This window comes from Psychrobacter vallis (assembly GCF_904846715.1).
Classification (GTDB): Bacteria; Pseudomonadota; Gammaproteobacteria; order Pseudomonadales; family Moraxellaceae; genus Psychrobacter; species Psychrobacter vallis.
On record NZ_CAJHBU010000024.1, the window covers coordinates 1 to 13,231 of the forward strand.

12 protein-coding genes are annotated in these 13,231 nt (G+C 44.0%); 7 read left to right on the top strand and 5 right to left on the bottom strand.

All coding sequences use genetic code 11. The features are described from left to right. Positions 1-293 precede the first annotated feature (293 nt). A complete protein-coding gene (locus JMY02_RS12300; RefSeq protein WP_201598742.1) occupies positions 294-926 on the top strand; it encodes a DNA-3-methyladenine glycosylase in 633 nt (210 codons plus the stop codon). Between the two features lie 35 nt (positions 927-961). Then, complete coding sequence (locus JMY02_RS12305; RefSeq protein WP_201598743.1) at positions 962-1,273, top strand: NGG1p interacting factor NIF3; 312 nt, start codon at positions 962-964, stop codon at positions 1,271-1,273. Between the two features lie 124 nt (positions 1,274-1,397). Here the strand turns inward: JMY02_RS12305 and JMY02_RS12310 are convergent, their stop codons facing one another. Continuing rightward, positions 1,398-1,796 carry a hypothetical protein gene (locus tag JMY02_RS12310; RefSeq protein ID WP_201598744.1) on the bottom strand — a complete coding sequence of 133 codons (399 nt, stop codon included), beginning with the start codon at positions 1,794-1,796 and terminating at the stop codon, positions 1,398-1,400. 750 nt (positions 1,797-2,546) lie between these two features. After that, positions 2,547-2,750, bottom strand: a complete 204-nt coding sequence (locus JMY02_RS12315) for a CsbD family protein (protein ID WP_201598745.1) — start codon at positions 2,748-2,750, stop codon at positions 2,547-2,549. 440 nt (positions 2,751-3,190) lie between these two features. Between JMY02_RS12315 and JMY02_RS12320 the strand changes: the two genes are divergently transcribed. Together JMY02_RS12320 and JMY02_RS12325 are read left to right on the top strand one after the other, a co-directional pair. Further along, entirely contained in the window at positions 3,191-3,934 is a 744-nt protein-coding gene (locus JMY02_RS12320; protein ID WP_201598747.1) for a TetR/AcrR family transcriptional regulator, read from the top strand. A 150-nt stretch (positions 3,935-4,084) separates the two neighbouring features. After that, a complete protein-coding gene (locus JMY02_RS12325; RefSeq protein ID WP_201598749.1) occupies positions 4,085-6,256 on the top strand; it encodes a molybdopterin oxidoreductase family protein in 2,172 nt (723 codons plus the stop codon). Between the two features lie 97 nt (positions 6,257-6,353). On the opposite strand, the gene JMY02_RS12330 is transcribed toward JMY02_RS12325, so the two are convergent. Beyond that, a complete protein-coding gene (locus JMY02_RS12330; protein WP_201598751.1) occupies positions 6,354-7,679 on the bottom strand; it encodes a D-amino acid dehydrogenase in 1,326 nt (441 codons plus the stop codon). Between the two features lie 91 nt (positions 7,680-7,770). After that, positions 7,771-8,523: a CAF17-like 4Fe-4S cluster assembly/insertion protein YgfZ gene (gene ygfZ, locus JMY02_RS12335; protein WP_201598753.1), complete on the bottom strand. Its 753-nt coding sequence runs from the start codon at positions 8,521-8,523 to the stop codon at positions 7,771-7,773. 311 nt (positions 8,524-8,834) lie between these two features. On the opposite strand from ygfZ, the gene JMY02_RS12340 reads away from it, so the two are divergent. Both JMY02_RS12340 and hemL read left to right on the top strand, forming a co-directional pair. Then, positions 8,835-9,188, top strand: coding sequence for a zinc ribbon domain-containing protein YjdM (locus JMY02_RS12340; protein WP_320157795.1), 354 nt, complete (start codon positions 8,835-8,837; stop codon positions 9,186-9,188). Positions 9,189-9,324: 136 nt separating this feature from the next. Continuing rightward, positions 9,325-10,626 carry a glutamate-1-semialdehyde 2,1-aminomutase gene (gene hemL, locus JMY02_RS12345; protein ID WP_201598754.1) on the top strand — a complete coding sequence of 434 codons (1,302 nt, stop codon included), beginning with the start codon at positions 9,325-9,327 and terminating at the stop codon, positions 10,624-10,626. A 105-nt stretch (positions 10,627-10,731) separates the two neighbouring features. Here the strand turns inward: hemL and JMY02_RS12350 are convergent, their stop codons facing one another. Continuing rightward, positions 10,732-11,148 carry a DUF962 domain-containing protein gene (locus JMY02_RS12350; protein ID WP_201598755.1) on the bottom strand — a complete coding sequence of 139 codons (417 nt, stop codon included), beginning with the start codon at positions 11,146-11,148 and terminating at the stop codon, positions 10,732-10,734. A gap of 453 nt (positions 11,149-11,601) precedes the next feature. Here JMY02_RS12350 and ppx point away from each other — a divergent pair, with 453 nt between their 5' ends. Then, complete coding sequence (gene ppx / locus JMY02_RS12355) at positions 11,602-13,128, top strand: exopolyphosphatase (RefSeq protein WP_201598756.1); 1,527 nt, start codon at positions 11,602-11,604, stop codon at positions 13,126-13,128. Positions 13,129-13,231 lie beyond the last annotated feature (103 nt).

Below are 13,231 nucleotides of genomic sequence, written 5' to 3' on the forward strand. Positions count from 1 at the left end.
TCTTTTTTACTTAATTTACAACGGGTTATCTTCATTTTAGTAGTCTAGCATGGTGCTTATCTACTACAGCCCCTAAAATAATGATTAAGGACAAACTTCTCTCTAGCCATAATTATTGATTTTTACCACAGCGTATTAACATCATCTTTTTAGGCACAGGCTTGTCGCTTAACTCTTATAAAAAATTAAACATAGCACCAACAGTGTCTTCAATACCTTATCTTACTTTTATGCTAATTTATTAATACTCATCCATGTCAATGAGATGATAAAAATAAGAAAAGGTTTCGCTCATGTCTACTGCTTTATCAACTGTCTTAGATTCTAATTGGTTTACTCGTCCTACCTGTGTGGTTGCTGCCGATTTGGTCGGTAAGGTGCTGTGTAGAAAGCTTATAGATACGGATGGCGCAGCCAAAGTATTGCGTATGCGTATCTCAGAAACCGAAGCGTATATCGGTGAGGATGATCCTGCCTGTCACTCGCATGCGGGGACAAGAACTGCGCGTACCGAAATCATGTATGAGCAAGGTGGCGTGTTTTATGTTTATTTGACTTATGGTATTCATCACATGCTTAATGTCATCACAGCCAATGCGGAGTCACCTGAGTCGGTTCTGATACGGGCAGGATTTTTGATAGAAGACAGTGATCGACTATTGGGTGAGCAGTTGCTTAGCGCAGACAAGCATCTTAGCCATCCCAAACAGTTTGCAGGTCCGGGAAAGCTGACCAAGCGCTTACAAATTGATCGCCAGTTATACGGCAAATCTATCGAACCTGCTTCAACCGTTTGGATAGAAGATGATGGCTGTAAGCCGCCTATATCATTGCGTCCACGTATTGGTATCGATTATGCTGGTGAGGCCAAAGATTGGCTGCTACGCTATATATGGGCGGATCATCCCTCTTTATCCAAAAAGTAGCTGTCTTTTTGCTTACTTTATTTAGGATCAGCAATATGTATAAACTAACCGTATTTATTCCCAATGAAGCATTAGAGGTAGTGAAGTCTGCCTTATTTGCGGCTGGTGCAGGAACCATTGGGTATTACGAGCAGTGCTGCTGGCAAGTACAAGGGACAGGACAATTCAAACCGTTGGTAGGTAGTACGCCGCATATCGGCACACAAGACAAGCTTGAAACCGTTGATGAGTGGCGCGTTGAGATGGTGGTTGCCGAAAATGCCATAGAGGCTGTTATCACTGCTTTAAAGAAAGCACATCCTTATGAGACGCCCGCTTATGATGTGATAAAAGTGCTGGATTTTTAAGACGGATAAACTCGCCATAAAAAAGCCAAATAAACCCGTTATCGATTTACTTGACTCGTGCCATGCTCACTATCGTCCTATATTGACCAGTTAAAAGCACTGATCGAATATAGGTTGAAACTTGTTAACGCTTCTTAATTCTAACCACATCATAGCTTGGATAGTCCAGATCGATTTTATAATTATCGCGCCCGCGCTCAGCCTTAACCATAATTTTACGATTGCCTTTGACGTATTTCACATCATTAACGCGGTACCCCATACGCCTTACTTTGTTTGCAGCTCTTTGCTCAATAGCATAGACGTTGACACCTTTATGCGCTGACTTATTCTTATCTTTATATTTTTTATTGTCTTTGTGCTTTTTGTACGCTTTACTATCTTTATGAACATCCTGATAAATATCCTCATATTTGTGATAACCACTAGGGGTGGTGACACAACCAGTCATTGCCAACAGCAACGCGGTGACCATACTGGCAGACACGACATTCTTTAGTTTGGCATAGGATAAAACACGCATGACACTCTCCTAATAAAATTCTTTTGCTAAATACAAATAGTTTTCCAGTACCTTAATGCAGGGCGCTAAAATTATCCAACAATTCGTATCGGCAAACTAATATGCTTTTAACATATTGGCAGAAATATTTGCTTACATTCGATATGATAAAGCACAGAACTTGATAATAAGTGTCTTCTGCGTTAGTAAGTTGTAACTCTTTTAAACAATAAGAAGGTTGTAAGCATATGCTTACACGCAATGACGCTTATGCGACTTAACATCCGCTTAATAATTAGGCACTATAGTCATACGGCATTAGGGAATGTGACTCAAGGATTGAGTTGACCGCATTAAGGATAATGATTCGCTTATTAGAATCAGGATGATAATATTAAGTGAAGTAAGGACGCGTGACCTCTGCTGATAACAGTAGTTAATGCTGTTAAGTGTAGTAAAAGGGCAGGATGCCCAGTATTACAATATACTGAATATCATGCAAGGATGTATGGGAAGCAGTCGTGATAGGTAACATGGATGGTTAACAATAAAACCGCATAACAATTCATTGCTATGCGGTTTTATCGTGTCTGGACAATACTAATTATTCTCGTTCGTTATTATTATTTCTAGGCTAATGCTAGCGATCAGATAAAAGCTAAATCCTACCGCTCTTATAATTCATTATTCGAGTGACATAAAAAAACCGCGTAGTTTCCTACACGGTTTTTATTTTATTTGCTTCAAATTTAATTTTTCAAAGAATATTGATTAGTAATTATTGTCGCGACGCCAATCATCTACTTCGCGCTCAGCGTCTTCTTGAGCATGACCATAACGTTCTTGCACACGGCCAACCAGCTTATCGCGGCTGCCTTCAACTTGGTCCAAGTCATCATCAGTCAGCTCGCCCCATTTTTGTTTTACTGAGCCTTTTAGCTGCTTCCATTCACCTTTTAGAGTATGTTCGTTCATTATTATATTCCTTATTTTATTAGCAGATTGGTTGTTGAGACAATTTTTCCATCTGTCTTTAATTTATTTACTACTCAGTAGCCATAGATAATAGATATTAGCAGACCAGTTAGTAAGATCTAATATAGGCGTTCGAAATCGCCTTGTCTGTATAGGCAATGTTTAGAGTGTTTCTTTATGATAGGGATTCGCTCGCTTATGTTATAAGAAGCTTGTTTGTGTAATGACAAACGTGTTTTGTCATCAACTTATGTAAAAGCCGCCAATAAATAAGAATTAAGCTATGGGTATGATGGTCGCAGCTTAGCAAGATTTTTTAATTAAATGAGTGCTACTGTATTATTTTTATATTGACCTGACTATAGACTTATTATTCAAATGACTATAGGCTTATAGTTGAAATAAAAACGACCATTATATGAAATCAGGATAACTCGACAGTGAATTCATCCGATACCCTCATTGCTACAAACGAAAATTTAGAGCCACTGATGGAAACGAAGCGTGCACTGGCAAAAACCAAAACGCGTCGAGCCTTACTAAAGAGTGCTTTGCAATTGTATGGCTTAGACGGCGCTTCTGGCATGAGTATGAATAAAATCGCCAAAGGCGCAGGAATTGCGCAGCCAAGTTTTTATAACCATTTCGATGATCTAGAGGCGTTGCAAAATGAGCTGGGTGAGCAGCTTAAGCACCATTATCTGTCTCCCATACGTATGGCTTGGATAAACATGCTAGAAGATTATGCAGCGCTGACCAATGAGCAGTTTAATCAGCGTTGCCAGCACTGTTTGACCCTAATTTTTGATGCCGCGTTTCAAAATATTGCTTTGTTTCAACGCTTAATCGAAGACAGTCTAGGCAATAGCTCAACACAAGGAAATCAGCACTCGACAATGGGCTCGTCTAAAAATAGCCATCTCGTCAATAAAGGCTTAGGTCGCTTGATTGGCGAGATAAAAGAAGAGTGGGTAGAGATATTTATTCAAGGACTCTCGTCAGCCGAGCGCACTTTTGATGTGTCTGAGATCAATCTCTGTGTCGATATCGCTACTGCCCAAGTACATGAGTTGATATTGGGCTGTCATCACGGACGTTATTCACGGCAGCAAGCAATTGCCATGCTGTGCAAGAATTTTGATGCACTTTTTAGCAGCTTTGCTCAAGAAAATAGCAAAGTATAAGCGCTTAGTGATTAATTATTAATCACCAAACGTATAAGTGATGAATCATTAAAATTATCTGACCATAAGATAAAAGACACCAAAACGATCAAAACCATTAAATGGATTTAATAGTGAAAACAATAGTCAAAAATAACAGGGAGCGTAACCATGAGCAGTGAACCCACCCAAGTGAACGAGCAGACCCACTTCAGAACCTGTAACTTATGTGAAGCGATGTGCGGTATCGTCATCAAGCACGATGGCGAAAAAGTATTATCGATCAAAGGCGATAAAGACGATCCATTTTCGCAGGGGTATATTTGCCCAAAAGCGACTGCCTTGCAAGACTTGCACGAGGATCCTGATCGCCTGCGGGGACCTGTTGAGAGAATGGCGGACGGTTGGAAAGCGATCAGTTGGCCGGATGCGTTGGATAAAGTCGCTGCGCGTATTCAGTCCGTTCAGCAAAAACATGGTAAAAATGCGTTTGGGGTCTATTTGGGTAACCCCAACGTACACAACATGGGCGGTATGTTGACCATCAAGCAGCTATTAACCAGTTTAAAGACACGTAGTCGCTTTTCTGCAACCTCAATCGACCAGCTGCCACACCATATCGTCAGCATGCATCTGTTTGGTCATATGCTCCGTATTCCTGTGCCTGATGTGAATCGTACGCAGTATATGCTCATTATCGGTGGTAACCCGCTGGCCTCTAATGGCAGTATCATGACCGCACCCAACATGCGCCAAAAGCTAAAAGACATCAAAGCACGCGATGGCAAAGTGGTGGTGATCGATCCACGGCGTACCGAAACAGCAGATATCGCCAGTGAGCATCATTTTATTCGCCCAGCGACAGATGTATTGCTGCTACTGGCTATGGTGAACGAAATCTACGCCCAAGGCTATGCCAAGGTAAATAGCCGAGTAGCAGGTTTGACGCCAGAGATTGATCGTATTGCATCATTTGCAGAAGGATTCACACCTGAATCAGTAGCAGACATTACAGGCATTACCGCTGCTGAAATCAAACGTATCGTCAAAGAGTTTTGTGAGGCCGAAAGCTCGGTCTGCTATGGCCGAATGGGTATCTCAGTGCAAGAATTTGGTTTGCTGAGCCAGTACTTGTCCATGGTCATCAATATCATCACAGGACGCTTAGATGAAGTGGGCGGACTCATGTTCCCGAACCCTGCTGTTGACGTGGTGAATAGCTCGGGTCCTGGCTATTTGGGCAAACGCCACAGTCGTGTGAGTAACTTGCCAGATTTTAATGGCGAATATCCAGTGGTGGCGATGGCGGATGAGATGCTGGTCGAAGGAGAAGGTCAATTAAAGGGCTTTATGAGTGTCGCTGGTAACCCTGTTCTTAGCACGCCGAATGGCGAAAAACTAGATGAGGCCCTATCAGGGTTGGAGTTTATGGTATCGCTTGATTACTTTGTGACCGAAACCAGCCGCCATGCCAATATTATCCTACCGCCCGTATCACCACTCGAGCGCGATCATTATGATGTTACGTTTAATGGCTTTGCCGTACACAATGTTGCCAAATACTCGCCTGCCTTATTTAGCAAAACAGATAATGAAAAGCATGATTGGGAGATTTATCTAGAGCTTGCCGACCGTTTGGATAAAGACGCGCCAGAAGCAACGCAAAAAGAACGTGCCGCGACAAAAGCCTTTGGACCGAAATTCTTACTTGAGCAAGGTCTCAAATATGGACCTTATAAAGACGTTACATTGGATGTGCTCATAGACAACCCACATGGTATTGATTTAGGACCATTGCATCGTATGTTGCCAGAGGCCATCAAGCATGCAGATAAGCAAATCAATCTCAATGTTGATTTTTATGAGGCAGATTTGGCACGGGTCAAAGAAATGATGCAGCAATATGATCATCAGGAGATTTTACTCATTGGTCGCCGCCATGTGCGTAGCAACAACTCATGGCTACACAATAGTTATCGATTGGTCAAAGGCAAATCTCGTTGTACGCTAATGCTGCATCCAGAAACGGCAGCACAGCACGGTATTACAGACGGGCAAGACGTCAAAGTAACGTCTCGAGTAGGCAGCGTGGTCATCGCAGCAGAGGTGACCGATGAGCTGATGCCAGGTGTGGTTAGTATTCCGCATGGCTTTGGTCATGGACGTAAAGGCGTTAAGCAGAAGATTGCGCAAGCGCATGCCGGTGTCAGTGTTAATGATTTAACAGATGATACTTTGATCGATCAGTTGAGTGGTAATGCCGCCGTTAATGGTGTGCCTGTGCAGTTAGAGGCGATTGATGTTAGTACAGAAGAGGCGTTAGTAGACAATGTGATGGCATAAACTCAAGGTTTGTTTTAAAGCAAAAAGAAGGCGCTTACATCATGTAAGCGCCTTCTTTTTTATAAACGTAACTCTAATATATTATTTCAACGTTAGGTCAATTACTTGCGCCCACAAAGTCAAAATCAACGCTGGGCGTTTCGCCTTGCATTAATAAGCTGATAGCTTTTGCCGAGCCGCAAGCATGCGTCCAGCCTAATGTACCATGTCCTGTATTGAGCCATAAATTGTCAAAAGTGGCTGACGCATTGCGACTACCATGCTTAACTTGACCGCAATGTGCACGTCCAATCAAAGGTACGTTCGACGGGGTCATCGGGCGCAATCCTGTCCAGTATTGAACGGAATTTGCGATAATACCTTTTGGAAATAATTGCTGCACGCGGCGAGTAATGGCCTCACAGCGCGTGGCATTTAAATCGAGATTGTAGCCGTTAAATTCTGCTGTCCCAGCCACTCGCAATTTGTCACCCAAACGCGAGGTCACCAGCTTAAACTCATCATCTATTAGGCTGACAAAAGGCGCTAAATGCGGCGCGCGCGGATTGACTTTATAGGTGGCCGAATAGCCCTTTGCGGGAAAGATAGGCACATGAATGCCAAGTGGTTTTAGCAGAGGAACACTATAGCTGCCCAGTGCAACCACATGACTGTCAGCGCTAAAGGTTTGCGCGTTTTCGCCTTTTGGGCGAATAGTAATACTGTGTACATGCGGACGCGCAGAGTGAGCGTCAGTATTGAGTGCTAATATCTCAGTATCATACAAAAACTGCACGCCCGCATCGATGCAGCGCTGTGCTAAGCGCTGCGTAAACAGATGCGCATTACCCGATTCGTCACGGCTGGTATAGGTTGCGCCTGTGAGTTTGTGCGCAATTGGATAAAGCGCAGGCTCCAAGCTAGCCGCATTATTAATATCAATCACGTGGCGCTCGCAACCGAGTGCTTGCATGCGTTCAGTGGGTTCGATAGCGGCATCAAACTCAGCTTGGCTGGTATAAAAATGCATGATACCGCGCGTTTGCTGCTCATACTCGATATCGATATCCGCGCGTAGCTGTTGTAAGGTATCGCGAGAATACAGACCCAAGCGCACCATCTGTACTAGATTGGCATCGGCGCGATCAGCGCGGCACTCTTGCAAAAACTGCATGGCCCATCGCATCTGATCTTTATCAGCACGCAAGCGAAACAGCAGCGGTGCGTCTTCTTTAAACAACCACTTAAGCGCTTTCATTGGCGTCGCAGGATTGGCCCACGGCGTAGCATGTGAGACGGAGATTTGACCACCATTAGCAAAGGACGTCTGCATCCCTGCCGCTGATTCGCGCTCAATCACGGTCACATCATAGCCTGCTTGACGTAGATACCATGCAGTGGTCACGCCCACCACGCCTGCTCCGAGTACCGCAATATGTGTCATGGGATTCTCTATGCTCATGTTAATCATGACGGCAGCCGTATATTAGCCTAACTTCACCGTTGCTGCGCCGCCTATCTGTTTCAGCTTGCTTTTACTTTGGGCGCGCAACATCTACCTGTAGTGCTGCTGGCAAGTCCAGTATGCTAAGCGTGCTTTCTGCCAATTGCTCAGGACGTGCCACGACAAGGGCAGTAAAGCCATTTTCATTTGTCATTGCATTGACCACTTGGATTTTGTCTAGCTTGTCGCCTGCTGTTGGTGCATCACCAGTACCTTCTACATAATGCAAAAACGCCTTTGGTGCTGATTTAAAATAAATACGGGCAATGACTTCTTGACCCAAATAGCAACCTTTATCGTAGTCCATACCACCACGCTGATGCAGGCGCAGTTCTTGCGGTTGGAACTCGCCTTGAGTCGCGGCTACGATCCAATAATTACCAGTGGCGATACTGCATGCTATCCACGCCTGAGTGTCGGTGGCTGTATTATGATCGTCTTTGTGGCTAAAGGTTGGCGCGTCTGCTAGCACACAAGGATAAATCGCTGCTGGTGCACTGGTCTCGAACTTAGAAAATGCTCCGAACTTTTTTAGATGAGCTTGCAGAGAATCGGCGCAATCGGCACTAATGACCACGTCATAATGTTTTTCTGCTTGCTTTTTAAGCCAAATACCAAATTCAATCCGCCCTTTTAAATTGCCAATAGCCGCGGCTTGATAGCTAAGGCCGAGCTTGGTGACGTCACAGGTCAACTGTCCCTGCAAGAATTTTTCGGCATCCTCACCTTGTATGGTCAACTGCGAGAACTGCGGCAATGCTGATGGTTTTGAAGACTGAGTCATTGTTATTATCCTTCTGGTAAGCGCTTGATTATTAAAATATAGAGAGGAAACCTGCGCGATAAAAAATTATACGAGCACTTTTTATATAGGCGCTTTTATCACTGATAGAATGTGTCAGTATAAATCTAAATGAGGCTAAGAAGAGTACCACAAAAACGGTGTCACAAAAACGTCATCGCTAACGGGTGACTTAAGCGTTAAATTGGGCGTAGCGCGCCGTTTTCAACGGTACAAATTGGTTAAAGAGGGCGAGTTACGGTACAATGTAAACTCCACAATGAACCCAATGTCTGATGACTGCCGAGGATATGATGAGCTTACCAAATTGCCCGAAATGTGATGCTGAATATACGTATGAAGATGGTGCGTTACTGGTATGTCCGATGTGCGCGCATGAGTGGACTGTGGCTGAGACGAATGCAGCACAAGCTGAAGACCAAGATGCCGTCATTCGTGACGCTGTCGGCAATGAGCTACAAGACGGCGATACGGTCACTGTGATCAAAGACTTGAAAGTCAAGGGCTCATCAATCGTTATCAAAGTCGGCACCAAAGCAAAAGGCATCCGTCTGTTGCCAGACGCGACGGATGGTCATGACATTGACTGTAAACTCGATGGACATGGCCCAATGAAGCTTAAATCCTCTGTCGTTAAAAAAGCGTAAAACCTTAAAAAATCTTGAAATAGACATTGCTTGAAAGGTTTGAGCATAAATAAGTATAAAACTGACGTCATTTGGAACATACAGAACCGATAAATACAAAGCAGATAAATACAAAATCAATAAATAGAGAGTCACTATGAGTACTAAAAACGAACAGCTCTTTGCGCAAGCCCGCAAACATATTCCAGGCGGCGTGAACTCACCTGTCCGTGCCTTTGCAGGGGTCGGTGGTACGCCAATCTTTATGCATCGTGCCAATGGTAGCAAGATTTATGACACTGAAGACAATGCCTATATCGATTATGTAGGTTCTTGGGGCCCAATGATTTTGGGTCATGCCCATCCAAAAGTCATCGATGCAGTCAAAAAAGCCGCCGATGATGGCTTGAGCTTTGGCACACCAACGCCGTTTGAAACGACGGTCGCTGACAAGATTTGTGAGATCGTTCCAAGCGTTGAGATGATTCGCATGACCAGCTCAGGTACAGAAGCGACCATGAGCGCGATTCGTCTGGCACGTGGTTATACCCAGCGTGACAAAATCGTCAAGTTTGAAGGCTGCTACCATGGTCATTCGGACAGCTTACTAGTCAAAGCTGGTTCAGGCATGTTAGACATTGGCGAACCCACCTCAAAAGGCGTGCCAGCAGATTTTGCCAAGCACACGATTACCATTCCTTATAATGATCCACAAGCAATCAAAGACTGTTTTGAAAAATGGGGTGACGAGATTGCTTGTGTCATCTTAGAGCCTATCGCTGGCAACATGAATATGGTCATTCCAACGCAAGAATTCCATGATACGTTGCGGGCAGAATGTACTGCCAATGGCGCGGTACTGGTTTTTGATGAAGTGATGACGGGTTTTCGTGTGGGACTTGGCGGGGCGCAAGCACACTTCGGTATCACGCCTGACTTGACCTGCTTTGGTAAAATCATTGGTGCAGGCTTGCCTGTTGGTGCGTTTGGTGGTAAAAAAGAGATTATGTCTTGTATCGCGCCCCTTGGCGGTGTCTATCAAGCCGGTACGTTATCAGGTAACCCGCTGGCGATGCGCGCTGGTATTGCGATGTTTGAAGACTTAACGGTAGATGGGTTTTATGATGAGCTTTCAGCAAAAGTAGATCAGCTGATTGATGGTTTTCAAGCCGCGGCTGACAAACATGGCATCAATCTTCGCACCAATAAGTTGGGCGGCATGTTTGGGATGTTCTTTGTCAAAGACAGTGACACGGCAGCACCAAAGAACTTCGATGAAGTCACAGAGTGCGACATGACGCTGTTTAATACCTTTTTCCACGGTATGCTTGATCGAGGTATTTATCTAGCACCATCTGCGTATGAAGCGGGCTTTATGTCTATCAAGCATAGCGTAGAAGACATTGATGAATCGATCAAAGCGGCCGATGACATCTTTGCAGCAATGGCAAAGGCTTAAAGTCTGAGGCTTTAAATTTCAATACGCCCTAAAATAACAACCAGCATGAGTAAATACATTACGATGCTGGTTTTTTTGTGGTTATTATAAATGATAGCTAAAGGCTTAATGAGTTTTTCTGGCTCTGTCGTACTTGCGATCTGTTAAACTGAGGTTGCCGCGCAGCACATCTCCATACATCCGAAAATCACTGGCAAAGCTTTTTAGGGGGAATTTAAAAGACGCTGGCTTGTTTTTTTCAAAGAAAAAGTGACCGACCCAAGCACAAGCGTAGCCAGCAGCAATGCCTTTGAGTAAAGGTTTTGGTGAGCGGGTTTTGACAGATTTTGCCAACCCTAATAGACCAAAGCTACTGCCAGCAAAATGCAGACGACGGCACGCCATGTTTTGATGCTCTGCTAAGTAAAAGTCATAAAAATTTTGTTTTGCGGGTTTATCAATTTTTATGAGGTCTTTTTTCGTATGAGCCTTCGTCGGAGTATCTGCTGTCGTTATCGGATTTTGCGTGTCAATTTGGTTCATTGTATTAGCATCCTTGCTAGTCGTTTATCAAATACCAGCCGCACTTGGCTATTCGCGTATCGAGTTTATGTTGAATTATCTATATATTAGATATTGATAAATAATCGGATAAGTTGCTGTTATTTATTATAATATTAATGGCTTTCAATGTAGCAAACGAATCGGGTTAACACAAGTGATAGATGCTGAGCGTGCGGCTGTTATTTTATGGGTTATGGAATTGTCCTTGTACCAAGGTTTTGTGTCACTTGCCAGTGTTTGGCATAAATGCTTTAATGGCAAAAATTGTGTCGATTCGTATGGATGTGATTCGCTTGCGCTCCAATGATTTCGTAGACGACAAGCGAAAAAAGTCATATCAGTGGTACACAACTACTCAGGTATCAATTTTATTTTTTACTGACTATTAACCCTTTCTTTTTCCATTTATCTAACATGGTAATGACCTCTCTTATGCCTATTGACTATCTTACGAAGCCACCACTCACTGACGATGAAATGATGGCAGCTATTGATATCGGTTCCAACAGTTTTCACTTAGCCATTGCTCGCCTCGATCATGGTGAAGTGCGAAAAGTAGTCTCTATGTCTGAAAAAGTGCAGCTTGCGGCTGGATTGGATGAAAACAATATTTTGAGTGCGGCGGCTGAAAAGCGCGGTCTTGAATGTTTGAGTCGCTTTGTCGCTCGCTTGGATTCGGTGCCGCCTGAGCGCCTTCGTGTGGTCGCGACCAATGCGTTACGCCAAGCCAAAAACGCCAACGATTTTATCGCTCATGCCAATAAAATTTTGCCAAAGCCGATTGAAATTATTGCAGGACGTGAAGAGGCGCGATTGATTTATTTGGGCGTGTCACACACCAATGCCAGTAGTGACAAACGGTTGGTCATCGATATTGGTGGTGGTTCGACAGAATTTATCATTGGTCAAGAGTTTGATCCGTTATTGACCGAAAGCTTACAGATGGGCTGCGTCGCTTTTACCCAAAAATATTTTGCTGATGGACTGATTACCAAAGAAGCCTTCAATAACGCTATTTCAGGTGCTCGCAAAGAAGTATTGGCAATCAATGGTCGTTATCAAAAAGTGGGCTGGAGTAGTGTGGTTGGCTCTAGTGGTACGATTAAAGCGGTGCGTAGTGTCTTGGTTTCCAAAGGCTGGGCCGATGAGCAAGAACGCATCACTTATGCAGGCGTAAAAAAGCTTGAGAAGCTCCTACTCAAAATTGGCAACGTCGATGATATCAATTTGGAAGGGGTAAAAGAACACCGCAAAGCCATCTTTCCAGCAGGCGTGGCGGTTCTACGGGCGGTGATGAAGGTACTGGGCGTTGATACGATTGTGTACTCAGATGGTGCGCTACGCGAAGGCGTCATGTATGACATGCTTGGTCGTTTTGCTAGTGAAGATGTGCGTGATCGTAGTGTCCTCGCGTTGATTAAGCGTTATTCAGGGGACAAAAAACAAGCCAAACAAGTGGTAAAAACCAGTCGCTATTTGTTTGAGCAAGTAAAAGATAAGCTGGGCCTCAGTAATGATGACGGTGATTTGCTCAGACGTGCTGCATTTTTGCATGAAATAGGGCTGGCGATTAGTCATAGTAGCTATCATAAACACAGTGCTTATTTGCTCGAATATTCAGATATTCCAGGATTTTCGCAAGTCGATCAAAAGCGCATGGCGCAGCTGATGCTCAATCATCGCCGTAAGCTCAAAGCCGATATGCTAGAGCAGACTTGTAGTATCGGTGGCAATCAGCTCGTTTATCTATGTTTGCTACTGCGCCTCGCGGTTCTGGCGCATCATAGCCGCAGCGATCAGGAATTGCCAGAATTACAATTAACAGTGAATGATGACAACAGCTGGCAAATCGCCGTGGCCGACAGTAGTGAGCATTATGCTTTTTTGTTGCCTGATCTGCATACTGAGATTGATCAGTTCGCTAAATGGGGTGTGGCGCTAAGTATTATCGAGGTTTAGATCTCAGGCTTTTATAGATTACTATTGTGATTATCGCGTTAAAGACTAACGTAACAAAAGCGGCTTTGTCGATAATGCCATGCCATATAAGATGTGCTACTAT